Source organism: Ideonella flava (genome assembly GCF_051857595.1).
Classification (GTDB): Bacteria; Pseudomonadota; Gammaproteobacteria; order Burkholderiales; family Burkholderiaceae_C; genus Ideonella.
On the sequence record NZ_JBPZHD010000005.1, the window covers coordinates 304,117 to 330,025 of the forward strand.

The 25,909-nt window shown below is 72.2% G+C and carries 21 protein-coding genes; 11 read left to right on the forward strand and 10 right to left on the reverse strand.

Annotated features, from left to right (window positions below; all coding sequences use genetic code 11):
• Positions 1-2: 2 nt before the first annotated feature.
• The 7 genes from ACS5PM_RS12910 to ACS5PM_RS12940 all read right to left on the reverse strand — a co-directional run bounded on the left by ACS5PM_RS12910 (position 3) and on the right by ACS5PM_RS12940 (position 6,669).
• On the reverse strand, positions 3-815 hold the full coding sequence (locus ACS5PM_RS12910) for a GNAT family N-acetyltransferase (protein ID WP_439388039.1): 813 nt from the start codon (positions 813-815) through the stop codon (positions 3-5).
• On the reverse strand, positions 812-3,259 hold the full coding sequence (gene ppsA / locus ACS5PM_RS12915) for a phosphoenolpyruvate synthase (protein ID WP_439388040.1): 2,448 nt from the start codon (positions 3,257-3,259) through the stop codon (positions 812-814). The genes ACS5PM_RS12910 and ppsA overlap by 4 nt, the downstream gene beginning before the upstream one ends.
• 20 nt (positions 3,260-3,279) lie before the next feature.
• A complete protein-coding gene (locus ACS5PM_RS12920; protein ID WP_439388041.1) occupies positions 3,280-3,678 on the reverse strand; it encodes a hypothetical protein in 399 nt (132 codons plus the stop codon).
• Between the two features lie 125 nt (positions 3,679-3,803).
• Positions 3,804-4,265, reverse strand: coding sequence for a universal stress protein (locus tag ACS5PM_RS12925; protein WP_439388042.1), 462 nt, complete (start codon positions 4,263-4,265; stop codon positions 3,804-3,806).
• A 166-nt stretch (positions 4,266-4,431) separates the two neighbouring features.
• Complete coding sequence (locus tag ACS5PM_RS12930; protein WP_439388043.1) at positions 4,432-4,650, reverse strand: hypothetical protein; 219 nt, start codon at positions 4,648-4,650, stop codon at positions 4,432-4,434.
• A 211-nt stretch (positions 4,651-4,861) separates the two neighbouring features.
• Positions 4,862-6,283 (reverse strand): wax ester/triacylglycerol synthase family O-acyltransferase, encoded by a 1,422-nt coding sequence (locus tag ACS5PM_RS12935; protein WP_439388044.1) that lies wholly within the window; start codon positions 6,281-6,283, stop codon positions 4,862-4,864.
• Between the two features lie 179 nt (positions 6,284-6,462).
• A complete protein-coding gene (locus tag ACS5PM_RS12940; RefSeq protein ID WP_439388045.1) occupies positions 6,463-6,669 on the reverse strand; it encodes a nitroreductase family protein in 207 nt (68 codons plus the stop codon).
• 226 nt (positions 6,670-6,895) lie between these two features.
• Between ACS5PM_RS12940 and ACS5PM_RS12945 the strand changes: the two genes are divergently transcribed.
• Both ACS5PM_RS12945 and ACS5PM_RS12950 read left to right on the forward strand, forming a co-directional pair.
• The gene (locus ACS5PM_RS12945) at positions 6,896-7,339 is read left to right on the forward strand and encodes a hypothetical protein (protein ID WP_439388046.1); all 444 of its coding nucleotides are present in this window, start codon (positions 6,896-6,898) and stop codon (positions 7,337-7,339) included.
• A gap of 26 nt (positions 7,340-7,365) precedes the next feature.
• A complete protein-coding gene (locus tag ACS5PM_RS12950) occupies positions 7,366-7,854 on the forward strand; it encodes a hypothetical protein (RefSeq protein WP_439388047.1) in 489 nt (162 codons plus the stop codon).
• Between the two features lie 42 nt (positions 7,855-7,896).
• Here ACS5PM_RS12950 and ACS5PM_RS12955 read toward each other — a convergent pair whose 3' ends face one another.
• Both ACS5PM_RS12955 and ACS5PM_RS12960 read right to left on the reverse strand, forming a co-directional pair.
• A complete protein-coding gene (locus tag ACS5PM_RS12955) occupies positions 7,897-8,436 on the reverse strand; it encodes a sensor histidine kinase (protein ID WP_439388048.1) in 540 nt (179 codons plus the stop codon).
• A 443-nt stretch (positions 8,437-8,879) separates the two neighbouring features.
• The gene (locus ACS5PM_RS12960) at positions 8,880-9,545 is read right to left on the reverse strand and encodes a phosphoribosyltransferase (protein ID WP_439388049.1); all 666 of its coding nucleotides are present in this window, start codon (positions 9,543-9,545) and stop codon (positions 8,880-8,882) included.
• Positions 9,546-9,708: 163 nt separating this feature from the next.
• Between ACS5PM_RS12960 and ACS5PM_RS12965 the strand changes: the two genes are divergently transcribed.
• The 9 genes from ACS5PM_RS12965 (at position 9,709) to ACS5PM_RS13005 (ending at position 17,681) form a co-directional block, all read left to right on the forward strand.
• Positions 9,709-10,155: a universal stress protein gene (locus ACS5PM_RS12965; protein WP_439388050.1), complete on the forward strand. Its 447-nt coding sequence runs from the start codon at positions 9,709-9,711 to the stop codon at positions 10,153-10,155.
• A 28-nt stretch (positions 10,156-10,183) separates the two neighbouring features.
• Complete coding sequence (gene acsA / locus ACS5PM_RS12970) at positions 10,184-11,932, forward strand: acetate--CoA ligase (protein ID WP_439388051.1); 1,749 nt, start codon at positions 10,184-10,186, stop codon at positions 11,930-11,932.
• Positions 11,929-12,894 (forward strand): pyruvate dehydrogenase (acetyl-transferring) E1 component subunit alpha, encoded by a 966-nt coding sequence (pdhA, locus tag ACS5PM_RS12975; RefSeq protein ID WP_439388052.1) that lies wholly within the window; start codon positions 11,929-11,931, stop codon positions 12,892-12,894. The genes acsA and pdhA overlap by 4 nt, the downstream gene beginning before the upstream one ends.
• Positions 12,895-12,899: 5 nt before the next feature.
• The gene (locus ACS5PM_RS12980) at positions 12,900-13,877 is read left to right on the forward strand and encodes an alpha-ketoacid dehydrogenase subunit beta (protein WP_439388053.1); all 978 of its coding nucleotides are present in this window, start codon (positions 12,900-12,902) and stop codon (positions 13,875-13,877) included.
• Positions 13,874-14,995, forward strand: a complete 1,122-nt coding sequence (locus ACS5PM_RS12985) for a dihydrolipoamide acetyltransferase family protein (protein ID WP_439388054.1) — start codon at positions 13,874-13,876, stop codon at positions 14,993-14,995. The genes ACS5PM_RS12980 and ACS5PM_RS12985 overlap by 4 nt, the downstream gene beginning before the upstream one ends.
• Positions 14,995-15,246 carry an acyl carrier protein gene (locus tag ACS5PM_RS12990; protein ID WP_439388055.1) on the forward strand — a complete coding sequence of 84 codons (252 nt, stop codon included), beginning with the start codon at positions 14,995-14,997 and terminating at the stop codon, positions 15,244-15,246. Before ACS5PM_RS12985 ends, ACS5PM_RS12990 begins: the two co-directional genes overlap by 1 nt.
• Positions 15,243-16,673: a homospermidine synthase gene (locus tag ACS5PM_RS12995; RefSeq protein WP_439388056.1), complete on the forward strand. Its 1,431-nt coding sequence runs from the start codon at positions 15,243-15,245 to the stop codon at positions 16,671-16,673. The genes ACS5PM_RS12990 and ACS5PM_RS12995 overlap by 4 nt, the downstream gene beginning before the upstream one ends.
• A 104-nt stretch (positions 16,674-16,777) precedes the next feature.
• Entirely contained in the window at positions 16,778-17,449 is a 672-nt protein-coding gene (locus ACS5PM_RS13000) for a dienelactone hydrolase family protein (protein ID WP_439388058.1), read from the forward strand.
• A gap of 67 nt (positions 17,450-17,516) precedes the next feature.
• Positions 17,517-17,681, forward strand: coding sequence for a hypothetical protein (locus ACS5PM_RS13005; protein ID WP_439388059.1), 165 nt, complete (start codon positions 17,517-17,519; stop codon positions 17,679-17,681).
• Between the two features lie 32 nt (positions 17,682-17,713).
• Here the strand turns inward: ACS5PM_RS13005 and ACS5PM_RS13010 are convergent, their stop codons facing one another.
• Positions 17,714-25,843 (reverse strand): GH36-type glycosyl hydrolase domain-containing protein, encoded by an 8,130-nt coding sequence (locus ACS5PM_RS13010; protein ID WP_439388060.1) that lies wholly within the window; start codon positions 25,841-25,843, stop codon positions 17,714-17,716.
• Positions 25,844-25,909: the final 66 nt, after the last annotated feature.

Consider the following 25,909-nt stretch of genomic DNA (forward strand, 5'->3'; position numbering starts at 1 on the left):
GTCTACCTCTGCAACGGGAGCACCACCCGCAGCGTGCAGGGGTCGTCCGGTTCACGTCGTGTCTGGAATCCGAGCTGCCGGGCCAGCTTCAGCATGGGCGTGTTGGTGCGCAACACCATGCCCTCCATCGTCCGCAGCCCGCGCGAGCGGGCAACGTCGATCAGCGCCTGCATCAGGATGCCCGCCAGCCCGCAGCCGTGCCAGGCATCGTCGACGGCCACCGCGAACTCGCAGCTGGTGCCACCCGCATCGGCGATGTAGCGGGCCACGCCCAGCAGCTCGGGCCGGCCCTCGCGCTCGGCCAGCGCCGCCAGCGCGACATGGTGGTCCTGGTCGACATGCGTCAGGTCATGCAGCTTGCGGGGCGGCAGCTCGTTCATCGTCACCATGAAGCGCATGTAGCGCGTCTGGACGGAAAGACGCTTCACGAACGCGGCTTCCAGCTCGACGTCGCCGGGCCCCATCGGCCTCAGCGTCACCCACGTGCCCTTCACGAAGTACTGGGTGTGGGGCAGTGCGCCCGCGGTGGTGGGCCCGGCCGCTTCCTTGCGCCGTGCCCGGACCGAGAGTTGATCGACCAGGGCATCCAGCGTCTGCCGGGGCGCGAGCTCCGCAGGAACCTCCACGCCCAGCCGCTCCTGCAGCGCAGCGAGAAAGTTGAGCCAGTCCATCGAGTCCAGGGCCAGCTCGTCGCGCAGCGGCCGGCCGGCCCGGATGGCCGCCAGGTCCTGGTCCGGCGCGAGCGAGCCGATCGTGGCGAGCACGGTCGCGCGGATCTCGTCGGGCGAAGGCTGGCGGATGCGGCCCGTGCTCACCGGGCCAACGCGCCTCGTGGTTGGCGATCCAGCCGCTCCTCGACCGCCAGCACGCCGCGCGTGACCGCGAGCAGCGTGTCAGGCGTGACGCTGATCGAGTCGATGCCCAGCTCGACCAGGAAGGCGGCCATCTCGGGGTCGTCCGACGGCGCCTGGCCGCACAGGCCGATGTGGCGCCCGTTGCGGTGCGCCCCTTCTACGGCCTGCCGGATCATGGTCTTGACGCCCTCGTCGCGTTCGTCGAAGTCGAAGGCCACCATCTCCGAATCGCGGTCCACGCCCAGCACCAGCTGCGTCAGGTCGTTCGAGCCTATCGAGAAGCCGTCGAACAGCCGGGCGAACGCATCCACCTGGATCACGTTGTTCGGGATCTCGCACATGACGTAGATCTCCAGGCCGTTCTCGCCGCGGCGCAGGCCATGCGTGGCCATCGCCGCCAACACGCGCTCGGCCTCGTCCACGCGACGGCAGAACGGGATCATCAGCTTGACGTTGCTCAGGCCCATGGCCTCTCGCACCCGCCTCATCGCGGCGCATTCGAGGGCGAAGCCTTCGGCGTAGGCCGGATGGGCGTAGCGCGACGCGCCCCGGAAGCCGATCATCGGGTTCTCTTCCTTCGGCTCGAACCAGCGGCCGCCGAGCAGGCTGGCGTACTCGTTGGTCTTGAAATCGGACAGCCGCACGATGACCGGCTTGGGGTAGAAGGCCGCGGCGATCGTGCCCACGCCTTCGGCCAGCTCGCGCACGAAGAACTCGGACGGCTGGCGATGCCCGCGGGTCAGGCTGGCGATCTCCTCCCGCACGGCGGGGTCGTCGATGCGCTCGGGGTGCACCAGCGCCATCGGGTGGGCCCTGATGTGCTCGGCGACGATGAACTCCAGGCGCACCAGGCCCACCCCGTCGGTGGGCAGCATCGCGGTCTGGAACGCGGTATCGGGATTGGCCATGTTGACCATCACGTGGGTCTGCGGCCGCGGCATCGTTCCGAGCTCGGTGCGGGTCAGCGTGAACGGCAGCGTGCCGGCATAGACGCGACCCACCGCCCCTTCGGCGCAGGAGACGGTGACCTCGTCGCCGGTGCGCAGCGTGGTGGTCGCGTTGCCGCAGCCCACGACCGCCGGGATGCCCAGCTCGCGCGCGACGATGGCGGCGTGGCAGGTGCGCCCGCCGCGGTTGGTGACCACCGCGCCGGCGGTCTTCATCACCGTGCCCCAGTCGGGCATCGTGGTATCGGCCACCAGCACGTCGCCGGGCTGGAACTCGCCCAGCTCCGAGGCATCACGGACCACGCGCACCTTGCCGGCCGCCACGCGGCTGCCGACGGCGCGGCCGCTGACGAGCACCGGTGCCTTGGCGGTGAAGCGGTACTCGTCCACCAGTCCGACCGCACGCTGCGAGGCCACCGTCTCGGGGCGAGCCTGGACGATGTAGAGCTGGCCGTCGAGGCCGTCGCGCGCCCACTCGATGTCCATCGGCGTCGGTCGGCCGGCGCGCCGGCTGTAGTGATCCTCGATCGTGATCGCGGCGTCGGCCAGTGCCAGCACCTCGTCGTCGCTGATGCAGAAGCGCTGCTGGTCCTCGCGCGAGGTCGGCATGTTGCGGGTGGTCTCGCGGCCGGCGCCTTTGGCGTAGACCATGCGGATCTCCTTGCCGCCCAGCTTGCGCCGCAGCACCGCGCGGCGGCCGGCACGGAAGGTCGGCTTGAAGACGTAGAACTCGTCCGGGTCCACCGTGCCCTGGACCACGTTCTCGCCCAGGCCGTAGGCGCCGGTGATGAACACCGCATCGCGAAAGCCGGATTCGGTGTCGAGCGTGAAGATCACCCCGCTCGAGGCGCGGTCGGATCGCACCATCTTCATCACGCCGACGGATTGGAAGACCTTGAAATGGTCAAAGCCGTTGTCGACGCGGTAGCTGATCGCGCGGTCCTTGAACAGGCTGGCGAAGCAGCGGCGAACGCTGTCGAGCAGCCGGGCCTGGCCGGCGACGTTCAGGAAGGTCTCGTGCTGGCCGGCGAAGCTAGCGGTGGGCAGGTCCTCCGCCGTTGCCGAGCTGCGCACGGCGACGGTGGCCTGCTCGCCGTACTCGGCCAGCAGCAGTGCGTAGGCCGACAGGATCTCGGCCGTCAGGTCGGCCGGCAGCGGTGCCCCGTAGACGATCTCGCGTGCGCGCTCGGCGCGCAGCGCCAGGTCGTCCACGTCACGCGAGTCCATCCCTTGCAGCGCTTCGCGCAGGCGCGGCCAGGCACCGGCCCGGTCGAGCACATGCCGATAGGCCTCGGCGGTGATCGCGAAGCCGTTGGGCACGCGCACGCCCCGAGGCGCCAGTTCACGCACCATCTCGCCCAGCGACGCGTTCTTGCCGCCCACCAGGCCCACGTCGGCTGCGCCGATCTCGGCGAACCGGCGGATGAAGCGAGGCGGCGTGTCGATAGCGCTACGCATGGCGGATCCCACACGTGGCTCTACTTCTTCGACCTGGGCAGCGTGGCACAGGCATCGTGGCGAGGCTTGGCCGGCAGGGTCAGGCCCTTGTCCTTGGCGCGTGCAGCCATCTGCTCGTGGTGCTGGTCCATGTAGCTGCGGCACTCTTCGTAGGTGTTGAGCGCGCCCAGCTTCTCCTGGTGTTGCTGACGCTCGGCCGGGGTCATCATCGACCACCCCGGCGTGTAGTCCCGGCCCCAGCGGGCACCCATGCCGTGGCGCATGCCGCCGGGGCAATCGCCGGCTGCGGCACTGGCACCGCCTCTGGGGCCGCAGTTGACGCCGGCCGAAGCGCCGGAAGCAGGCCCGGGCTGGGCGCTCGCGCCGGTGCACGCCAGGATCAGCCCGGCGGCGAGGAGGGTGACAAAGGGAGTGCTCATCGTGGTCTCCTGGGTATTAGGCGCCGCGGTTTCCGGCGCACCTGCAGCCCTGCGGGACAGTCTGGATCAGGCTCGAGCGATGGACTTGCGCTGGCGCAAGCGAAGGACCCGGAAGCGGCCTGCACTCATTCCGAGGCGCTCTCAGGCGCACGCACCAGCAGCACGGGCACCGGTGCGCGCCGGGCGATCTGCTCGGCGTCGCTGCCCATCACCAGGCGGCCCGCCCCACGCCGGCCGTGGGTGCCGATGACGATCAGCTCGGCGCCCCAGCGCCTGGCCTCGTCGACCACCTGGTCGCACACCCGAGTGGCCGGGCTCTCGATGAGCTGGGTTTCGACCACCACGCCTGCGGCCTTCGCGCGCGCCTCGGCCTCGGCCAGGATCTGCTGGCCGCCCTCGGTCAGCAACTGCATCACCTGGGGGGTCAGCGCTGCGCCGGCTTCGTACGTCGTCGCGAGCGGCATCAGGTCGATCACGTGCAGCAGCTCTATCGTGGCCCCCGTCAGGCGCGCCAGCTTGATCGCCTCATCGAGGCCGCGGCCGGAGGTGGCACTGCCGTCCACGGGCACCAGGATCTTCGTGTACATCGGGGCACTCCTCGCAGGGGTTCAGGCGGGCTGCGCCTGCCTCGGCACGCGGGATGGAGGGTCCTGCCACGCCGCACGAGCTGAAGGTCACTCTAGGCGCTCGACGCGGCACCGGCTTGCGCGGCGTCAAGGCGCCGCGACGCGCGTGACGTCGCTCGGATCGACCTCAGGCTCCGGATCGCTCGACGCGCGGCGAGTGGAACTCGCGGCCGACGACCGTCCTCGCATAGAGGTAGTTGCCGCGTGCCCGCTCGCTCAGCGTGTTCATGTCGACCTCGCCGTGGTCGTCGCAGGGGAAGGCCAGGCCGCGACCGTCGTCGAACAACGAGCGGAACCGCAGCAGGTGCGTGTCGTGGCGGCCGTTCAGCAGTTGGATGGTGCCCATCGTGCGCTCCCGTGATGGATGCCGATGGGGTCACCTTAGGAGCGCCATGGCAACACCCGGCAAACGGTCGCGAACAATGCGCCAACGCTGCGAAACAGCGTGTGAACGGTCGATGACAAGCGCCCCCCGACGTCGTCGCCCTGCGTGCGCAGGACATCCCCGCCCTGGCCGAGGCCGCCTGCGCCGAGGCCGAACTACCCGGTGCCGCGCGTCATGTCGCACGCCGATGCCGAGACGCTGCTGCGGTCCGTGCTGCCGCGACGGGCTTTGGCAGGCTGCGTTGCCTGAGCGCTTCGCGCTGCTCCGCCGCCCGCGCGTAACGCCTTGCCAGGGTGGCCACCTCCGCATCGAAGGCCGCGGCGATGGCCTCGGGGTCGGGCACCAGGCGCGCGTCGGCGATGACGCCCAGCTGCACCTGGCCGCGGTAGCTCATGAAGCTCACGCCCAGGCCCATCTCGTCGCCCGGGTGCGGCACCCAGAACACCATGCGCTCGATGGCCGCGCCGGCCAGGTACAGGGGCTGGCGCGGCCCCGCCACATTGGTGAGCACCAGGCTGGCCTTGCTGCCGAACATCGTCTGCGCCAGGTCCTCGACCGCCTTGGGGCCACGGCCGAACAGGTCGAACAGCCACTCCATCGCCAGCGGCTCGGTCGAGCGCTTGAGCGCGTCCATGCGCGCCTTGGCGAGCGCCACCCGGCGGACCGCGTCGCGCTCGCCCAGCGGCAGGTCGAGGATGACCAGGCCGAACTCGTTGCCGAGCGCCTGGGCGCGCTCCGGCGGCCGCAGGTTCACCGGCACCATCGCACGCAAGGTGGTGTGCGCCACCGCCACGCCGCGATGCGCCAGGTAGCTGCGCAGCGCGCCGGCCAGGGCCGACACCAGCACGTCGTTGACCTTGGCGCCGAAGGGCCAGCCTATGGCCTTCAGCTCGTCAACCGCCACCGGCTTCGACCAGGCGACGCGCTGCGGCGTGCCGAACTCGCCCTTGAAGGGCGAATCGGGATCGCGCGGCTTGAGCAGGTCCTGCACCAGCACGCGCCCGCCATCGACGAGCTGGGCGGCGGCCTGGGCCACACGCTGCGGATGGGTGACGAGATCGAACGCCGTGGCCAGCAGGCCAGGCGGCGGCGCCGGCGGTGGATCGGTGTCCGTCAGCGGCAGGCTGCGGCGCCCGGGCGACGTGTCGAACAGGCTGGCCGCCACCGTCATCATCGCCTGGCCGTCACCTATGCAGTGGTGGTAGCGCATCACCAGCGCCCCACCCTCGCCCACCCCATCGATCACGTAGGCCTGCCACAGCGGCCGGCCGCCCGGCAGCGGGGCGCTGGCCAGGTCGGCCGCCAGCGCGCGCAGCGCGGCCTCGTCGCCCGGGGCCGGCAGCGCGAGATGGTGCATGTGGTGCCCGATCTCGAAGTCGTCCACGTCCTCCCACCGCGGCATCCCCAGCGCGGGCTCCACCACGCGCTGGCGGAAGCGCCCGAAACGCGCGAGGCGCCGGTCGAACACTGCCTTCACCCGTTCGAAATCCAGCGGCTTGCGCGTCGTGACGAGCGCATTGACCACCGCCGGATTCGCCGGACCGTCGATGTGGTACCAGGCGGCATCCACGGGACTCATCGCATGCTGGGCCATGGCCTTCTCTCGCTCGTTGGAGTGCCCATGCTAGGAAGCGCGCCGCCGCGGGCCTTGCGCTGGCGCAAGCGCGCGATGGCGCGCCCAGGTGATCGTTCCGACGCCTGCGTCGACGCCTTCGAGGGGCAGGCGCGCCGGACGCTGCGTCATTCGAGTGGTGCGGGGCCGAACCAGTAGTCTCATGGCCACTCCGTTCGAGGCGCGCGGTTGACGCCGAAAGCGCACCACAGCAGCGACGACACCAGGTCCAGCGGCAGCGCGTCGGGCAGGAACGCGCGGATGCTGCGGCGCTGCTGCAGGGCCGCTTCGAGCGACATGCCCGAGGGCAGCCGCACGGCGGGCAACGGGACCATGTCGATCGCCAGGGCGAGAGGGACAGTGGACATCGGGTTCTCCGGTGATTCAGCCCAGGGCTGGACACACACGATGGAGTCGGCGGCAGCGAGGCGCATTGCGCTTGCGCAATCCACGGCCAGCCCGTGGGCGCGGGCGCCATCGCGGCCGCCGCCTTGCGCATGGTCAATGCCGCTGCTGCATCGGGGGTCCATCCTTCGACGCATCCGCCACGTGCGGCCCGCCCAGGAAGTCCCAAACCGACCAGGAGCCGAAGACATGTCCCCTACGAAGTCCGCCAGCGCCGCCCCCAAGCACGCTGCCTCTCACGCCCCCTCCCACGCCCGCTCCGTCCGCGCCGACACCCGTGCCGAGTTGGACGAGGTCATGACCAAGCTGCAGACCCTGGAGACCGAAGTGGGCGCGCTGCTGGAGCGCTCCCTGTGCGAAGCGCTGCAGGCCACCGGCGACGTCGCTGCCGAAGTGGGGGCCATCGTCCGGCAGGTGGTGGGCAGTGCCTTCGAAGCGACGCGGGAGGTGTCGCAGAGCGTGCTGCAGTCCGGCCTGCGCGCCGCCGAGACCGGCCGCACGACGGCACGCGACGGTGCGGCCACGGTGCAGGATTTCGGCCACATGGCCAGCGAGGCCGCGCGCCAGCTGATGCGCGGGACCGCCGAGGGCCTGAAGGAGGTTCGCGCGGCGCACCGGAGATCCGCGACCTGACCGCGACCGACAGCAGGAGTCCCACCATGCGCTCCCCGTTCGCAGGCCTCCTCCGGCCGGCCTTCGCCCCCGCCATCGCGCTCTGGCTGGCCGCTGCCACCACGGGCAGCGCCCTGGCCGCCGAGGAAGGCATCACGGCCTCGGGCCGCCGCTATGCCATCGGCGGCATCTCCAACGAAGAGCAGGCCACGCTGAACTCGAAGCGCGGCGACTACAGTCTGTGGATCGTCACGGCGGCGAAGGGGTCGGGCGCCTGGCTCGCGGACGTGCAGGTGCGCATCGAGGACGAGCGGCAGCAGGTGGTCTTCGACAAGGCCCTGGCCGGGCCCTGGCTGATGATCGATCTGCCGCTCGGGCGCTACGAAGTGCAGGCGCGCCGCAACGGCGAGTCGCAGCGCAACACCACCACCATCCACCGCGGCGATCATCACCAGGTCTTCTTTTACTTCACCGTCGACGCCGACGTCCTGCCGGAGCGCCCCGGCCCGCTGCCGTCCGCGCCCTCGGGCCGATGAGGGCCCGTCCGGGCACGTCGACGAGAATCACCCCGAAGGGCATCACCAGGCCGTGTCCGGCGGGGCCGGAGCGAGCGGCAGCGTCAGCACCGCCTCGGTCCCCTCGCCCGGCGCGGCCCGCAGCTCGAATCGGCCGCCGATATAGGACAGGCGCTCCCGCACGCTGAGCAACCCCAGCCCGCGCGCCGGATGGGCGGTCTGCAGCGTTTCCGGCTGGAAGCCGACGCCTGCGTCGCTGACGCGTACCGTCATGGTCCCGTGGACAGAGACCACCTCCACGTGCGCATGGTCCACCTTGGCGTGCCTGGCCACATTGATCAGCAGCTCGCGCACGGCACGGTAGACGATGGTCCGCGCCTGCTGCGACAGCGGCTTGGGCATGCCGTCGTCGTCGACGGTGATCGCCAGGCCGAAGGACGCACCGATCTCCTCCGCCAGCCACTCCAGCGCGGGCACCAGCCCCAGCCGGTCCAGCACGGGGGGCGACAGCTGCGCGGCCAGCGACCGGGTGGCCCGCTGGGCGTCGTCGATCAGGCGGCAGGCCGTGGACACCACCTGCCTGACCTCCAGCAGGGCCCGCATGGCCCTTCGCTCGGCCACCAGCCTGTCGACACGCGCGCAAAGCTCCTCGGGGTCCCAGGGCTTGGCGATGCAATCGCGCGCGCCTGCCCCGGCGCGACGAGCGCGATCACCGGCACTTCGGCGAGTTCGGGCCGCTGTCGCAGCGCGGCCAGCAGCCCATCCGGGTACAGGCCCGGAAGCGCCGCATCGACGAGCACCACGTCCGGCCGCAGGCTCAAGGCGGAATCCAGCCGTCGTGCTGCAGCGTTCGCCGCCGCCGCGTGCTTGGGTCGCGAAACCGGACCGTTCCCGAACGGGCCTTGAATCACGGTGTGACGCACCGTGATCGCGACCTGGGGGTGCTGGTGGCCCTGCGCAAGCAGGGCTGCGGCGCGACGGCCCCGGCCGTTGCTCTCCAGCGTGTTGCACGATCGGAATAGACGGCGACCGGCGCCTCCCGACGCCTAGTCTGGCGCTCCTGGAGAGGCGCGCAGGCCGGCCATGAGGGCGGTGACCTCGGCGTCCTCGGTCTGCCGGAAATCGCAGTAGTGGGCGCCGACGGCGTGGAACCATGGCGGCGCGGACAGGCATACCAGGTCGTCGACCAGGGCGCGCAGCGCGGGCAGTTCCTGCGGGGGCGCCACCGGCACGGCCAGCACGATGCGCCGGGGCCCGCGCAGGCGCAGGGCCTGCAGGGCCGCGCGCACGGTCGTGCCGGTGGCGATGCCGTCGTCGACGAGCACGGCCGTGCGGCCTTTCAGGTCCAGCGGTGCGCGTCCGCGCAGGTAGAGATTGCGGCGGCGCTCGATCTCCTGCAGCTGGTCATGCAACTGCGCGTGCACGTACTCGAGAGTGGCCCCGCTCGCCGCCAGCGTGCTCTCGTCGACCTCCAGCGCGGGCTCGCCGCCGTCGGCGATGGCCGCCACCGCGAGCTCGGGCTGGCCGGGCGCGCCGATCTTGCGCACCAGCACCAGGTCCAGGGGCGCCTTCAGCGCGCGCGCCACCTCGGCGGCGACCGGCACCCCGCCGCGAGGCAGCGCCAGCACCACCGGATCCTCCAGCTCCATGCCCGCGAGCCGCGCTCCGAGCTGCCGGCCCGCATCGGCCCGATCCTCGAATGACTGTTCCATGCGTTCGGTCTCCTGTGCATCGCCACGATGCCCGCTGCGCACCGCCTCGACCTGCGAAATCTCAAGCCCCGCTCGCGTGGGGCGCCGAAGAATGGCGGCACGCCCACGATCACGGCCGGCGGTCGTGGGCCCTCACCGCTCGGTCCGGCCGCGAGGATCCGCCATGTACGACCGCATCCTGGTTCCCGTCGACGGCAGCGCCACCTGCGAGCACGGCCTGCAAGAGGCCATCGCCCTGGCCGCGCGGCTGAAGGCCACCCTCGTCCTGCTGCACGTGGTCGACGACTTCCCCTTCATGGTCGAGCTGGCGTCCGCCGCCAGCTTCGACGAGACGCGCAGCCGCCTGCTGAAGATGGGCAACGAGATCCTCGCCCAGGCCAGCCGGCATGCGACCGAGGGCGGCGCAGCGAGCGAGACCGTCCTGCGCGAGGTGACCTCCCGCCGCGCCGCCGACGCCATCGTCGAGGAAGCCACCCGGCGCCAATGCGGACTGATCGTGATGGGCACGCACGGCCGGCGAGGCTTCAACCGCCTGGCCATGGGCAGCGATGCCGAGCTGGTGCTGCGCGAGTCGCCGGTGCCGGTGCTGCTGGTGCGGCACCAGGACTGAACCACCGTCGCGCCGCGAGGAGCCGCCCATGACCGACCTGATCCGCAAGTCGGCGCAGGATGCCGACGCCAACCTGCCGGACTACGAGGCCGCCTGCCGCGGCTTCCGCTGGTCCGACGAGAGGGCCTCGCTGCTCGCGCCCGACGGCAGCCTGAACATGGCGCAGCTGGCGGTCTCCCGCCATGCGGCCGGCCCCAAGGCAACGATGACGGCGCTGCGCTGGATCGCCAAGGACGGCTCGCGCCGCGACATCAGCTACGCCGAACTCGACGCGTCCAGCGATCGCTTCGCCAACGCCATCGCCGCCCTCGGCCTGGCCATGGGCGATCCGGTCTTCCTGCTGCTGGGGCGCGTGCCGGCCCTCTACATCGCCATGCTCGGCGCTCTCAAGCACCGCTGCCGGGTGACCCCGCTGTTCTCGGCCTTCGGCCCGGAGCCCATCGCCACCCGCATGACGCTGGGCTCCGCCACGCTGCTGGTGACGACGAGCAGCCTGTACCGCCGCAAGGTCGAGCCGGTGCGGGCCCGCCTGCCCGCGCTGCGCCACGTGCTGCTGCAGCGCGACGACGACGGCCCGCTGCCGGAGGGCACCCTCGACCTGCAGGCAGCGCTCGACGCCGCCCCGGCGCGCTACGTGATCGGCCCGACGCCCCCCGAGACCCCGGCCCTGCTGCACTTCACCAGCGGCACCACCGGCCAGCCCAAGGGCGCGCTGCACGTTCACGAGGCGATCGTCGCCCACCTGGCCACCGCCCGCCTCGCGCTGGACCTGCGGCCGCGCGACGTCTACTGGTGCACTGCCGACCCCGGCTGGGTCACCGGCACCTCCTACGGCATCCTCGCCCCGCTGGCCACCGGCGTCACGCTGGTGGTCGACGAAGCCGACTTCGACGCCGAGCGCTGGTACGGCATCCTCCAGCGCGAAGGGGTCCAGGTCTGGTACACGGCCCCGACGGCCGTGCGCATGATGATGCGCAGCGGCGCCGGCACGGCCCGCGCCCACCCCTGCCCTGCCCTGCGCTTCATCGCCAGCGTGGGCGAGCCGCTCAACCCGCAGGCGGTGCACTGGGGCGTCGAGGCCTTCGGGCTGCCGATCCACGACAACTGGTGGCAGACCGAGACCGGCGGGATCATGATCGCCAACCTGCTGTCGATGGACATCCGGCCCGGCTCCATGGGCCGGCCGCTGCCGGGCATCGAGGCGGCGATCGTCAGGCGCGAGGCCGACGGCAGCGTGACTGCGCTCGACACGCCCGGCGCCGAGGGGGAGCTGGCGCTGCGCCGCGGCTGGCCCTCGATGTTCCGCACCTACCTGCACGAGGAGGAGCGCTACCGCAAGTGCTTCGCCGGCGAGTGGTACCTCAGCGGCGACCTGGCCCGGCGCGACGAGGACGGCTACTTCTGGTTCGTCGGCCGCGCCGACGACATGATCAAGTCCTCCGGCCACCTCATCGGGCCTTTCGAGGTGGAGTCCGCCCTGATGGAGCATCCCTCCGTGCACGAGGCCGGCGTGATAGGCAAGCCGGATCCGGTGGTCGGCGAGGTCGTCAAGGCCTTCGTCGCGCTCAAGCCCGGCCTCCAGGCCAGCGAGGCGCTGCGGCGCGAGCTGCTGGGCTTCGGCCGCAGCCGGCTCGGCCCGGCGGTGGCGCCCAAGGAGATCGCCTTCGCCGACACCCTGCCCAAGACCCGCAGCGGCAAGATCATGCGGCGCCTGCTGCGCGCGCGCGAACTGGGCCTGCCCGAGGGCGACACCTCCACGCTGGAGGGCGGCACATGACCCGAATCGCATCGGCCGAGGAGGCCCGCGTGCTGCTGCACCAGATGATCCGCATCCGGCGCTTCGAGGAAGCGTGTGCCCAGCACTACGGCGCGGGCCGGATCCGCGGCTTCCTGCACCTGTACATCGGCGAGGAGGCCATCGCCGCCGGCGCCATGCCGTGCCTGCGCGACGACGACAGCGTGCTGGCCACCTACCGGGAGCACGGCCATGCGCTGGCCCGTGGCGTGCCGATGGACACGGTGATGGCCGAGATGTTCGGCAAGCGCGAAGGATGCTGCCGCGGCCGCGGCGGCTCCATGCACCTGTTCGACGCCAGTCGGCGCTTCTTCGGCGGCAACGCCATCGTGGCCGGCGCGCTGCCGATGGCGCTCGGCTTCGCGCTGGCCGAAAGGCTCAGGCGCACCGACCGCATCGCGGCCTGTTTCTTCGGCGAGGGCGCGATGGCCGAAGGCGAGTTCCACGAGACCGCCAACCTCGCCGTGCTGTGGCGCCTGCCGCTGCTGTTGCTGTGCGAGAACAACGGCTACGCGATGGGCACCGCCCTGGCCCGATCGGAATCCGACACCGACCTGTGTGCCAAGGCCCGCAGCTACCGGATGAGCGCGGCGTCGGTGGACGGCATGAACGTGGGTGCCGTGCGCGATGCCATGCGCCATGCCGTCGCCCACGTGCGCAGCGGCGAGGGGCCGATGTTCGTCGAGTTCCGCACCTACCGCTTCCGGGCCCACTCGATGTTCGACCCGGATCTGTACCGCGACAAGGCCGAGGTCGAGCGCTGGAAGGAGCGCTGCCCGATCGCCGCCTTCCAGCGCCACGTCGCCGCGCTCGGGCTGGCGGTGGACGTGGAGGCGATCGAGCGCGAGGTGGCGGCCGAGGTGGCCTCGGCCACCGCCTTCGCCGAGGCGGGCACGCTCGAGCCGGTCGAGGACCTGGCCCTCGACGTGGTCGCACAGGACTGAGCGCCATGGCAACCACCACCTACCGCGATGCGCTGCGCCAGGGCCTTCGGGCCGCGTTGCTGGCCGACGAACGGGTGTTCCTGATGGGCGAGGATGTCGGCCGCTACGGCGGCAGCTACGCGGTCAGCAAGGGCCTGCTGGAGGAGTTCGGCGAGGACCGCATCCGCGACACGCCGCTGTCGGAGTCGGCCTTCGTGGGCTGCGGCATAGGCGCCGCGATCAACGGGCTGAGGCCGATCGTCGAGGTCATGACGGTGAACTTCAGCCTCCTCGCGCTCGACCAGATCGTCAACAACGCCGCGACCCTGCGCCACATGTCCGGCGGACAGGTCGGCGTGCCGCTGGTGATCCGCATGACCACCGGCGCCGGCCGGCAGCTCGCCGCCCAGCACTCGCACAGCCTGGAGGGCTGGTATGCCCACGTGCCGGGGCTGCGCGTGCTCGCGCCCGCGACGCTGGAGGATGCGCGCGGGATGCTGCTCGCCGCGCTGCGCCTGCCGGATCCGGTGATCCTGTTCGAGCATGCGCTGCTGCTGAACGTCGAAGGCGAGCTGCCGGGCGCGCCCGAGCCGGTGGACATCGCGCATGCCGCGGTCCGCCGCGAGGGGCGCGACCTGAGCCTGGTCACCTACGGCGGCTCGCTGCCGCGCTGTCTCGCCGCCGCGCAGGAGCTGGCGGCGCTCGGCATCGAGGCGGAGGTGCTGGACCTGCGGGTCCTGCGCCCGCTGGACCGCGAGGCCATCGCCTCCACCGTGCGACGCACGCGGCGGCTGCTCGTCGTCGACGAAGGCTGGCGGACCGGCAGCCTGGCGGCCGAGGTGATGGCCACGGTGATCGAGACCGCGTTCTACGAGCTGGATGCGCCACCCTCCCGCGTCTGCAGCGAGGAGGTGCCCATCCCCTACGCGAAGCATCTGGAGGACGCGGCGTTGCCCAACGTGCAGCGCATCGTCCACGCGGCCCGGGAGGTGCTGGGAAGATGATCGAGCTGAACCTGCCTTCATTCGGGGCGGACATGGACGAGGCCGTGTTCGTCCAGTGGAACGTGCAACCCGGCCAGCCGGTGAAAAAGGGCGACATCGCCTGCGTCGTCGAGACCCAGAAGGGCGCGATCGACGTCGAGGTGTGGCAGGACGGCACGGTGGCGCGGCTGGCGGCCGAGCCGGGTCAACGGCTGCCGGTGGGGCAACTGCTGGCGGTGCTGGCCGAGCCCGCAGAGGACTGGCAGACCGTCGCCGCCTCCTCGGCCCCGGCCGCCGCGCCGCCCTCACCTGTTCCGCCCGCCCCCGAGCCGCCCCGCATCTCCCCCGCCGCGCGGCGGCGCGCCGAGCAGCTCGGCGTGAACCTGCAGGCGCTGGCCGGCCGGGTCGGCAACCGGCCGGTGACGATCGCCGACGTCGAGGAGGCCGCCGCCTCCGCCGCCGCCACCACCGTCGCCGAAGGCATGCGCGCCGCGATCGCCGCCGCCATGGCGCGCTCCAAGCGCGAGATCCCGCACTACTACCTCGGCTGCGAGATCGAGGTCGAGGCCGCGCTGGCCTGGCTCGAAGGCTTCAACGCCGGGCGCCCGCTGCCCGAGCGCGTGCTCTGGGCCGCCCTCGCGCTGCGCGCCATCGGCCTGGCGCTGCGCGAATCGCCCGAGCTCAACGGCCGCTTCGTCAACGGCCGTTTCGAGCCCTCGCCCGCGGTCCACCTCGGCGTGGTCACCTCGCTGCGCGAAGGCGGGCTCGTCGTTCCCACGGTCCACGATGCCGACCGCCAGGACCTGGGCGCCGTGATGCGGCAGTTGCGCGAGGCGCTCGGCCGCGCGCGCCAGGGCCAGCTGCGCAGCTCCGACCTGGCCGACTCGACGGCGACCGTCACCAACCTCGGCGACCTGGGCACGGACACGGTCTACGGCGTCATCTACCCGCCGCAGGTCGCGCTGGTCGGACTGGGCCGGATTGCGCAGCGCCCGGTGGTGCGCGATGGCCAGCTCGCGGTCGCCCGCACGGTGCAGGTGACGCTGGCGGCCGACCACCGGGTGAGCGACGGGCTGGTCGGCGCCCGGTTCCTGGCCGCCTTGCGGGCCCGGCTCGCCCAACCGGAGGGACTGGTCTGATGGACACCGAAAGCATCCGCCACGCCGTGATCGAAAGCGCGCTCGAGATCGCGCCGGAGGCCGACTTCGGCCGTGTCGACGGCGGTCGTTCGCTGCGCGAGCAGCTCGAGCTCGACTCCTTCGACTTCCTCAACCTGCTGATCGCCCTGCAGGCACGCGTGGGCGTCGAGGTGCCGGAGAGCGACTACCGCCAGGTGGATTCCCTGGACGGCCTGGTCGCCTACCTGGCCGCGCACCAGGCCCGCCCGTGAGCGACGCCCTGCAACCCGTGCACCACCACTTCCCGGGCCGACTGGTGATGGTCGGCTTCGGCTGCATCGGGCAGGGCGTGCTGCCGCTGCTCCTTCGGCACATCGACATGCGGCCGGAGCAGGTGCTGGTGATCACCCGCAGCGACCGGGACCGCAGCCTCGCCGCGGCCTACGGTGTGCGGCTGGAGGCGACCGCCCTGCACCCGGGCAATCACCGCGAGGTGCTGAAACCCCTGCTGGGCCCGGGCGACTTCCTGCTCAACCTGTCGGTCAACGTCAGCAGTGCCGCACTCATCCGCCTGTGCGGCGAGCTCGGAGCGCTGTACCTCGACACCTGCATAGAGCCCTGGGACGGCGGCTACACCGACCCGCGCCTGAGCCTGGCCGCGCGAACCAACTATGCCTTGCGCGAGGAGGCCCTGGCCTGCGGCCGGGCGAAGGGCGCTGGCCCCACAGCCGTCCTGGCCCACGGGGCCAATCCCGGGCTGGTGTCGCACTTCCTGAAGCAGGCGCTGTTCGACGTCGCCAGGGACACCGGCGCCGCTGTCGCCGCGGCACCCGCCTCCGGCGAGGGCTGGGCCACGCTGGCCATGCAGCTGGGGGTGCGCAGCATCCACGTCGCCGAGCGCGACACCCAGGTCGGCCGGTCGCGCAAGCCGGCCGGCAGCTTCTTCAACACCTGGTCGGTCGAGGGCTTCGTCGACGAAGCCTGCTGCCAGCCGGCCGAGCTGGGCTGGGGCACGCACGAGCGGCACTTCCCGCCCGACGGCGCCCGCCACGAGCAGGGCTGCCTGGCGGCGATCTACCTCCGGCGGCCCGGCGCCAGCACCCGCGTGCGCACCTGGACCCCGAGGTCGGGGGCCTTCCACGGTTTCCTGGTCACCCATGCCGAGTCGATCTCCATCGCCGACCACCTGACCCTGGGACCGCGCGATCGCCCCCTGTACCGGCCCACCGTCCACTACGCCTACCACCCCTGCGACGACGCGGTGCTGTCGCTGCACGAGCTGGCCGGCCGCGAATGGCGGATGTCCCTGCGCGCCGCCGTGCTGCGGGACGAGATCACCGAAGGGGTGGACGAACTGGGCGTGCTGCTCATGGGCCATGCCCGCGGGGCGTATTGGCTCGGCTCGCAGCTGTCGATCGAACAGGCCCGCCAGGCCGCGCCCCTGAACAGCGCGACCGGCCTGCAGGTGACGGCCGCCGTCATGGCCGGCGTGATCTGGGCGATGAAGAACCCGGCGCGCGGGGTCGTCGAGCCGGACGACCTCCCCCACGACCAGATCCTCGGGTGGTGCCGCCCCTACCTGGGCGACGTGGTGGGCTGCTACACCGACTGGACGCCCCTGCAGGACCGCAACCGCCTCTTCCCCGAAGACATCGACGCGAGCGATCCCTGGCAATTCAGCAACGTTCGCGTCGGCTGAGATCCCCGGGGTCACAGGTTGCGCAATCTCAAGGTGGACAGGCGCTCGGCCGCGCATAACTGCATCCTTACCGCTGGCCGCCGTCAGGTCACGAGGAAAGGACCATGGAAGAGCTGTTGACACAACCCAAGCGGGTGCTCGTGGGACTCGAGGCGCTCGAGGGCGACCTCACGCTGCCGCCCCAGGCGCGCGGGCTGGTGGTGTTCGCGCATGGCAGCGGCAGCACACGGCGCAGCCCGCGCAACCGTGAAGTGGCGCATGCACTGCAGGAGCTGTCGCTCGGCACCTTGCTTTTCGACCTGCTCACGCCCGACGAGGCCACGGAGCGTTCGCTCGTGTTCGACATCGAGCTTCTCGGGCGGCGCCTGCTGGAGACGATCGAATGGCTGGACCGCCGGCCGGCCCTCGCCTCGTTGCCGCTGGGGCTGTTCGGTGCGAGCACCGGCGCGGCGGCCGCGTTCGTCGCCGCGGCCGAGCGCCCGGACCGGGTGGCCGCCATCGTCTCGCGCGGCGGACGGCCCGACCTGGCCGCCGGCGCCCTGCCGAAGGTCAAGGCGCCCACGCTGCTGATCGTCGGCGGCGCCGACACCGAGGTGCTGGAGCTGAACCGCGCCGCATTGAAGTTGCTGCACGGCCCGGCCAGCCTGCGCCTGGTCCCGCGTGCGACGCACCTGTTCGAGGAAGCAGGTGCCTTGCAGCGGGTGACGGACCTTGCCGCCCAATGGTTCACCGACCACCTGGCCCCAGTGGCCGCCAAGGGAGTCCGCCGTGCCTGAGTTCATGACCCCGCCGCCGTCGCTTCTGCCGGCACCCCCGTCTCGCCGCTCGAGCGTCGAGACCGACATGCACTCGCTGGAAGACCAGCTGCGGCGATGCAGCCGGGGCGAGCCCTCGCGCTTGCACCTGGCCTCGACGATGGATGCCCTGCTGCGCCTGCTGCGCCGGCACCTGGTCAGCCTGGTGGTGGTGCTCGCGCTGCTCAGCGCCGCGGTGGCCCTCGGCTTCTGAGCCCGACCCCGGCGACGCCGGGGCCGACGGCTTCAGGATTCCCGCCCCTGCGCCGCACCGACCTCGGCCGGCCTCGGGTCAGGAGCGGTCGGCGCCAGCACCACGCACAGCACGCTGCCCGCCGGCACCTCCGCCGTCGAGATCCACTGGCCGACCGCCGCCGGGACTGCGTTCCACGGCACGGACAACTCGGCGCGCTGCAGCAGCAGATGCAACTCGCGGCCCTGCACGCGCAGCGTCAGGCGGACCTGCGGCCAGTGCGGCGGCAGGCAGGGTGTCAGTCGGATGGCGCCCGGGCGAAGCGAGAGGCCGACGAGCCCTTCGAGCGCGGCGCGCCACATCCAGGCCGCCGAGCCGGTGTACCAGCTCCAGCCGCCCACGCCCTCGTACGGCGGCGCCGAGTACACGTCGCCGGGCATCACGTACGGCTCCAGGCGATAGCGCCTCTGCTGCGCCTCGGTGCGGGCGCGGTGCGCCGGGCTGAGCATGCAGAAGTACTCCCATGAGCGCGCCGCGTCGCCCAGCCTCGTCTGCGCCAGCAGAGCCCAGGCGCCGGCATGCGCGTACTGGCCGCCGTTCTCGCGCACGCCGGGCGGATAGGCCTGCACGTAACCGGGGTTGTCCGGCGATTTCTGCAACGGCGGATCCAGCAGGCGGATCAGGCGGTGGGTGCGGTCCACCAGGCGCTCGTCGGCGCTCGCCATGGCCAGGCGTGCGCGGACCGGCTCGCCGCTGCCGGCCAGCACGCTCCAGGCCTGGGCGATGAGATCGATGCTGCATTCGGCATTGACCTTGGAGCCGAGCGGGTGGCCGTTGTCGAAGAAGGCGCGCCGGTACCAGCGGCCGTCCCAGGCGTGCTCGCCCAGGGCCTGGTCGAGCGCCTCGCGTTCCCCGGCCCAGCGCAGGGCGCGCGGGGCGTCCCCGCGCCGGTCGGCGATGGCTTCCCAGGCCGGCAGGATGGCCAGCAGGAACCAGCCGAGCCAGACGGACTCGCCGCGGCCCTCATGGCCCACGCGGTTCATGCCATCGTTCCAGTCGCCGGTCCCCATCAGCGGCAGGCGATGGGCACCAAGGCGCAGCCCGCGGTCGATCGCACGGGCGGCGTGCTCGTACAGCGTCGCGGTGGCTCCGCCCACCGAGGGCACGTAGTAGGCGTCTTCGGCCCCGTCGGGCACCTCCTGGCCCTCGATGAACGGCAGCTCCTCGTCGAGCGCCGCCTCGTCGCCCGTGCAGTCCAGGTAGTGCTGCAGCGCATAGGGCAGCCACAGCAGGTCGTCGCTGAATCGGGTGCGCACCCCGGCGCCGGTCGGTGCGTGCCACCAGTGCTGGACGTCGCCCTCCGGGAACTGCCGGGTCGCGTGCAGCAGGATCTGCGAGCGCAGCTGGGCCGGGTCCGTCCAGGCGAGGGCCATCGCATCCTGCAGCTGGTCGCGGTACCCGAACGCGCCGCCGGCCTGGTAGAACGCCGCGCGGGCCCAGAGCCGGCAGGCCACCGCCTGGTAGGGCCACCACCGGTTGACCATCGCGTCGAAGAGCGGATCGGGGCTGTGCACGACCACCTTGCCCAGTCTTTCGTCCCAGGCGGCGAGCGCGCGCTCGGCGATGGACGCGGCCATGCCGGGTGCCTGCACACGCCGCAGCAGCGACAGCGCAGCCTCGCGGCCCGGTGCATAGCCGATCAGCCAGCAGGCTTCAAAGGCCTGGCCGGCCGGCAGCTCGATGAAGGCCTGCAGGGCGCCGCAAGGGTCGAGGCCGAAGCCGGCCACGCCGGCCTGAACCTCGGGCGGACGAAAGTGGCCCAGGGCATCGAAGAACTCGCTGCGGGCACAGGTCCAGTGCGACAGCTTCGCGCCGGTCAGCGCGAGGAAGGCCGTGCCTTCGCCGAATCCGCCCTGGTGTTCGCGCTGGATCGCGAGCACCGCCTGCAGGTCGCCCATGTACTCGCTCGCCAGAGTCATCCGCTCGCGCCGGTGGGCCCCCATCACCCATTCGACGCAGGCGATCAGCTCCAGGCGCCGCGGGCGCGGCGAGCGGTGGTGCAGCCGCAGCTTGACGCACTTCACCGCCTCGTTGGGGTCGACGGCGACGGTGGCGGTCACCTGGAGATCGCCCCGCTCGTGCATGAACTCGCTGGTGCCCTGGGTGTGCCGCACTCGCCAGCCGCGCATGCCATTGCGGCCGGCGCCGGGCAGCACGTCGAACACGCTGCCGTCGTCGGCGTCGCGCACGAGGTAGTGCTCGCCGGGCGGGTCCAGCAGGGCATCGTTGCTCCAGGGCGTGAGCTGGTTCATCCGGCTGTTGAGCGCCCAGGTGAAGCCGCCGCCCGATTCGGTCACCAGGCATCCGAACTGCGGATTGGCGAGCACGTTGGCCCAGGGTCGGGGCGTCACATGGGTTTCGTCCAGGTCGATCGTGAAGCCCCGGCCGTCGCCGTCGAAATGGCTCGGCGCCCAGGCGTCCGGCATGACGGCCCGGTGGACGGCCGCTGCGCGCGACGCCAAACGGGGCGCCGCAGTGGCCTGCGGCAGCGCTTTCAGCAGGCGTGACAGCGAGCGGCCATCCGCCACGAGTTCCACGCGCGCGCAGGCCTGCAGCGCGGCCAACTCGGCCGCCGAGACCTCCGATTCACGCAACAGCTGCACCCCGCCCCGCTCCGGCTGCTCGTGCCGTCCCACGGCCAGGCTGTTGCACAAGTTCACCAGCTGCCCGTGCAGCGGCATCAGGTAGGAGGCCGGTTCGCTGTCGAGGATCACCAGGTCGGTGGCCAGACCGGCCATCTCCCACAGCCGCTGCCCCGCCATCAGGGCCCGGATCGCGCCGACGCCCTGCAGGGCGGCGACGTGGACCAGCACGAGCGGCCGCTCGCCGGACACGCCGAAGCGCCACAACGCGCGTCGATCGAGCGCCAGGGCCGGCGCGATACGCCGGCGGCTGCGGCTCATCACCATCAGGCTGCCGAGGTCCTGCGCCGCATGCAGGTCGGCTGCATCCATCCCGAGCTCGCGATGGCGGATGCGGGCGAGCGCGGCCGCCATGGTCCGGGCGCTCTGCAGGTGGATCTCCTGACGGTACTCGTCCATCAGCGCCATCAGCGTGTCGCTGTCATTCGCCGCCGCGGTCGCGAAGGTCGTCGACGCGCGCGCGCGAGCGGGCAGCGTCAGCGTCAGGCCGATCGATGCGGCCGGGTCCAGCCCGGTGTCGAGCAGGCCGCCGGGCACCGGCGCGGAACGTGCCGGGCGCAGCAGCGGCCAGCCGCCGCCCCGGGGCAGCAGCTGTTCCCGGTTGCACCCCAGGCGCACCTCCTCGGGCTCGATCTCGCAGGCGGCGAGGAAGTGCGCCGCCCAGACCACCGGCTCGCCCTCCAGCCTCGGCCTTCGCTCCAGCAGCAGGCCACGGGGATCGTCGGCATGAGCCTTGACGAAGAGGTTGGAGAAGGCCGGGTGGGCCTCGTCGGCCGCCTGCGGTGCCAGCACCACCTCGAAGTAGCTCATCAGCTCCAGGGTCAGCGGCTCGTCGCGGCGGTTGTGCAGCGTCACGCGGCGGAACTCGATGTCGTCGTCCGCGCTGACCCACACGCTCACGTGGGCGTCGAAGTCGTCGCACTCGGCCAGGAACTCGACGTGGTCGTTCAAGAACCGGGCCCGGTAGTGGGTGCGCGGCCGTGGGTGCGGGGCGTCGGTCAGCGAATGGAAGGCCGCGTCCGACGCCAGGCGGACCATCAACCAGGTGCCGTAAGCGTCGCGCAGCGCGTCGTCACGGCTGCGGCTGATCGCTCGGCCGCGCCAGCCACTGGTGCCGGCGCCGTTCGGCCGCAGGCTCACGCCATAGCGGCCGTTGCTGAGCCACTGCGTCGGCATCCAGCCCTGGGACGCGGCGAGGTCGAAGTCGCGCACCGCGACGAAGGCGTCGCCCTCCGCGCTCGCATGCGGGGTCCTGGGCAGCGTCGGCTCCTGCAGCACGATCTCCCGCGGCATGCGTTCGTGCAGCAGGGATGCATGCGCGGCGACCGGACCTGCCCGGCCGAACCAGCCCCTGGGCGCGCCGGCGCACAGGACGTCGGTCAGCGCCGCGAGGCTCATGCCCTGGTGGTGGGCCATGAAGGCGGCCACCCGTTGCGGCTCGGCCGAGGTGCCTCCGCGCGGCCCGGTGAAGTCCAGCGCCTCGATGAAGCCGAGCTCGCCTCGGCCGCCGAGCGCCTCCAGGCGGCGCAGGTTGCGCACCGCCTCCGGCACGTCCACCAGCGCCGCCAGCACCGTCGCATAAGGCGCGATGACCCGGTCCTCCACCGGCGTGCGACGCAGCGCCAGGCTGGGCACGCCGAAGGGCGAGTACTGGAAGGCCAGGGTGTGGTCCTGCGCGAAGTAGGCGCATTCGGACACCCCCCAGGGGATGTCGTGCTCCTGGCCGAAGCGCCGCTGCGCGCGCACGGCCGCCGCTGCCACCCTGCGCAGCAGCGCGCCGCGCGGCTCGTCCATCAGCAGCGCCGGCATCAGGTACTCGAACATCGAACCGGACCAGGAGCGCAGGGCCGGCACGCCGTCGAAGGCCAGGAAGGGTCGGCCCAGCGCCTCCCAGTGGCGGCGCGGGACGTCACCCTTGGCGATGGCCACGAAGCTGGTCAGGCGCGCCTCCGAGGCGAGCAGGTCGTAGTAGGCCGGGTCCAGCGCCGCATCCTCCAGCCGGTAGCCGATGTGGAACAGGCGCCGGCGCCGGTCGTACAGGAAGCCGAACTCCATGGCGTGGACGTAGGCGTCGGCCCGGCGCGCACGCGCCAGCCACTCCTCGACACCGACGCCGGCGGCCGCGATCTCGCGGCAGGCCTGCGCCACCGCCCACAGGCAGGCGGCGAGATTGCCGCTGTCGACCGTGGACACGTAGTGCGGCGGCAAGGCGGCGAGCGTCGCGGTATCGGTCCAGTTGAAGAAATGGCCGCGGTGCCGGTCGAGCCGGTCCAGCGTCCCGAAGGTCGCGTCCATCCGACGGCCGAGATCCGCGGTGTCGATGAAGCCCAGCCGCTGCGCGCACAGCGCACCGAGCAGGTACAGGCCGATGTTGGTGGGCGAGGTGCGGCGGGCCAGCATGGGCCGGGGTTCCACCTGCAGGTTGTCGGGCGGGAGGTGGTGGTCCTCCTCGGTGACGTGGAACTCGAAGTAGCGCCAGGTGTCGCGCGCCAGCCCGGCCAGGTAGCGTTGCTCCTGCTCGTCGGGCACGTGCTCGCGCGGCCGGGGCAGCGGCCGGGCGCTCGCCCAGAGCCAGGCCGGGCTGAGCAGCCACAGCAGGCCGAAACCGAGCAGCCCGCCGGCCGAGGCCCCCGGCACGGCCCAGCCGGCCAGGGCCCAGGCGACGGCCGAGGCGCTCGTGCGGGCATGTCGCCGCCAGAAGCCCGTCCAGTCGTGCCGCGCGGCAGCCTGGGCCTGCGCGGCGGTGGTCCATTCCAGCAGGCCCTGGCGGGTCACCGCCATGCGCCAGAGCGCGCGGGCGATGGCATCCAGGTGCAGCAGCGCCGAGTGCATCAGCGTCGCCATGTGCCACAGGGCGCCGGCAAGCGCCCTGGCCAGGTCGCGCCCGGCCTCGCGCAGAAGGTGGCGCCAGGCCACGTGGAGGCGGCCGGGCGTGAAACCGGCCATCGCCCCGATAAGCGGCCCCAGTGCGTAGGCGGCCAGCACCAGCGAAGCGGCCACCGCCGGCGCGATCGCCCCGGTGACGAAGCTCCACCACAGCAGCGCCACGCAGGCCGGCGCCAGCAGGCTGCGGCGCAGGTTGTCGAGCACCTTCCAGACGTTGAGCCCGCCCACCCCGCCTCTGAGCACCGCCCCCATGAAGGCCAGCAGCTGCCAGTCGCCGCGCGTCCAGCGATGGGTGCGGGAGGCCGCGACGTCGGGGTGCATGGGCGGCGACTCGAGCACCACCACGTCGCTGAGGTAGGCACAGCGCGCCCACAGGCCCTCGAAGAGGTCGTGGCTGAGCAGCCGACCCGGCGCCACGCGTCCGCGCAGCACCTCGTGCACGGCGCTCACGTCGAACAATCCCTTGCCGTAGAAGCTGCCCTCGCCGAAGACGTCCTGGTAGATCTCCGAGCAGCCGCCGTTGTAGGCGTCGGTCCCCCACGGGCCGCCGAAGATCCAGCCGAAGGCAGTCGCCTCGCCCGGGGCCGGGTACGGCGAGGCGACGCGCGGCTGGAAGATGCCGTAGCCGGCCACCACGCGGCGCGTCGTCTCGTCGATGCGCGGCTGGTTCAGCGGGTGCGCGGCGATCGCCACCATCTCTCGCAGGGTGCCGGGCGGCAGCTCGGTGTCGCTGTCCAGCACCACCGCGTAGCGCACGCCCTGGGGTGGCCGGCTGATCTCGCCCAGGTCCACGAAGGGCGACGGCGAGCCTTCCGCGAGCAGCTGCAGCAACTGCTCGAGCTTGCCGCGCTTGCGTTCCCAGCCCATCCAGAGACCCTCGCCCTCGCACCACACGCGCTGCCGGTGCAGCAGCAGGAAGCGCGGCGGCCGGCCGGGCCCGGCGTGGTCGCCGTTCAGGCGCTCGATGCCTTCGCGCGCCGCCGCGAGCAGATCGTCGTCGTCGTCACGGGTGGCGGACGTGGCATCGCCCCAGTCGCTGACGAGGGCGAAGCAGGTGTGCGCCTCGGGGTTGGCGAGGTGGTGCAACTCGAGCCGGCGGACGAGCGAGGCGACGCCGGCCCGCGAGGTCAACAGGCATGGCACGGCCACCAGCGTGGCGAGCTCCGGCTGCAGGCCCTCCTCCAGCGCCAGGCGCGGCAGGCGCTGGATGCGCACCGCCTCGGCGAGCATGCGGTGCACCAGCGCGACCACGCATTCGAGTGCCGGGAAGGCCATCAGCAGCAGCGCGACCCCGGCCATCCAGCCCGAGGCCCCGCGAGCGGTCGCCAGCCAGGCGAGCAGTCCCGCTGCGCCGAGACCCAGGGCCCCGGCATAGAGGCTGGTGCGCCAGCGCCGCCAGAACGCCCCCGGCGTGCGCCGCTCTGCCGCGGCGCCAGGGCCCAGCCGCGCAAGCAAGGCCGGACGGCCCTCGCCTATCGTCCAGTGCGCCGGGCCCGCATCCGGCGGGGTGCCGGGGGCGGTGCACAAGGCAGCGACCTGGCGCGCGACGTCGAGCTCGGTCTTGCGCAGCCGCCGGGCGAGCTGCTCGATCTCGTGGGTCGTCGCATCGCGGGTGAACTCGCTGTCGAGCAGGAAGGCCGGCACGTCGGCCAGGCAGCGCAGCACCGGGCTCTCGGTGCGCACCAGGTCCATCCATTCGAAATGGCTGATCCTGCGCAACGCGGTGACGGCATTGCTCACGCTGACGTTGTCGGCCGCCTGGGCCGCCTGGGCCTCGGCCAGCAGGCCCTCGGCATCGGGCACCTTCGCATCGAGCCATTCGAGCCAGGGCGGAGATTCGTCCGGCGAGGCGAGGCGCCGGCGCTGGACCATCTGGGCCAGGAAGACCGTGCCCACGCCGCGCTGCTCGGCGCAGGCGTACAGCCGCTCCAGCCGCTGGATCGTCAGCCGCGCGTCCCGGTCGCAGCACCAGGTCGCGGCCTCCAGCGCCGCCTTCGTGGTGGCCACCGATTCGGCCAGGCGCGAGAGGTTCTCCATCAGCACCACGCGCAGCGTCGCGGGCAGCGCCCACAGCTCGCCCAGCGTGAGCACGTCGACTTCCTGGTAGCCCTGCAGGAAGCGCGCGAGCAGGCCGGCATCGAAGCTCGAATCGGTGTGCGCGACGAAGGCCCAGGCGATCCCGTAGACCCGCGGCAGGCCCACCAATGGCGCCTGGCGCAACTTGGGCAGCTCGGCGTAGTAGCTGCGCGGCATGCCGCTGCGCACCTCGGGCAGCTGGGCCTCGATCAGGTGGAAGTTGTCCAGCAGCCATTCGGCCGCCGGGCTGAGCGACTCGCCCTCCCGGTCCAGCGCCTCGAGGTAGGCCCTCGCCCGCTCGAGCACCTTGACGTTGGCCTCGAGCCGCGGGAAGAAGTGCGGCGTGCGCACGCGCCGCCGCCAGGCCCGCCTGCGCTCCACGGGCTGGGCCTGCGCCAGGCTCACGCCATGCTGGTGGAAGCGGTCCAGTCCGAAGAGCACCGAGCGAACCGCCGGAGCCAGTCGGCCCGCGCGCTGCGACAAGAACTGCTGGGCTTGACGCCGCAAAGGTACGTTCACCGGCGTCTCCTTCTGGATCGCGGCGACACGATGTCGGCTGCACCAGACCTGGCCCTTGCGTTGGGT

Coding starts and splice junctions, on each gene's coding strand:
- ppsA (WP_439388040.1), bottom strand. CDS start 3,259: ATGCGTAGCGCTATCGACACGCCGCCTCGCTTCATCCGCCGGTTCGCC.
- ACS5PM_RS12920 (WP_439388041.1), bottom strand. CDS start 3,678: ATGAGCACTCCCTTTGTCACCCTCCTCGCCGCCGGGCTGATCCTGGCG.
- ACS5PM_RS12925 (WP_439388042.1), bottom strand. CDS start 4,265: ATGTACACGAAGATCCTGGTGCCCGTGGACGGCAGTGCCACCTCCGGC.
- ACS5PM_RS12930 (WP_439388043.1), bottom strand. CDS start 4,650: ATGGGCACCATCCAACTGCTGAACGGCCGCCACGACACGCACCTGCTG.
- ACS5PM_RS12935 (WP_439388044.1), bottom strand. CDS start 6,283: ATGGCCCAGCATGCGATGAGTCCCGTGGATGCCGCCTGGTACCACATC.
- ACS5PM_RS12940 (WP_439388045.1), bottom strand. CDS start 6,669: ATGTCCACTGTCCCTCTCGCCCTGGCGATCGACATGGTCCCGTTGCCC.
- ACS5PM_RS12945 (WP_439388046.1), top strand. CDS start 6,896: ATGTCCCCTACGAAGTCCGCCAGCGCCGCCCCCAAGCACGCTGCCTCT.
- ACS5PM_RS12950 (WP_439388047.1), top strand. CDS start 7,366: ATGCGCTCCCCGTTCGCAGGCCTCCTCCGGCCGGCCTTCGCCCCCGCC.
- ACS5PM_RS12955 (WP_439388048.1), bottom strand. CDS start 8,436: ATGCGGGCCCTGCTGGAGGTCAGGCAGGTGGTGTCCACGGCCTGCCGC.
- ACS5PM_RS12960 (WP_439388049.1), bottom strand. CDS start 9,545: ATGGAACAGTCATTCGAGGATCGGGCCGATGCGGGCCGGCAGCTCGGA.
- ACS5PM_RS12965 (WP_439388050.1), top strand. CDS start 9,709: ATGTACGACCGCATCCTGGTTCCCGTCGACGGCAGCGCCACCTGCGAG.
- acsA (WP_439388051.1), top strand. CDS start 10,184: ATGACCGACCTGATCCGCAAGTCGGCGCAGGATGCCGACGCCAACCTG.
- pdhA (WP_439388052.1), top strand. CDS start 11,929: ATGACCCGAATCGCATCGGCCGAGGAGGCCCGCGTGCTGCTGCACCAG.
- ACS5PM_RS12980 (WP_439388053.1), top strand. CDS start 12,900: ATGGCAACCACCACCTACCGCGATGCGCTGCGCCAGGGCCTTCGGGCC.
- ACS5PM_RS12985 (WP_439388054.1), top strand. CDS start 13,874: ATGATCGAGCTGAACCTGCCTTCATTCGGGGCGGACATGGACGAGGCC.
- ACS5PM_RS12990 (WP_439388055.1), top strand. CDS start 14,995: ATGGACACCGAAAGCATCCGCCACGCCGTGATCGAAAGCGCGCTCGAG.
- ACS5PM_RS13000 (WP_439388058.1), top strand. CDS start 16,778: ATGGAAGAGCTGTTGACACAACCCAAGCGGGTGCTCGTGGGACTCGAG.
- ACS5PM_RS13005 (WP_439388059.1), top strand. CDS start 17,517: ATGCACTCGCTGGAAGACCAGCTGCGGCGATGCAGCCGGGGCGAGCCC.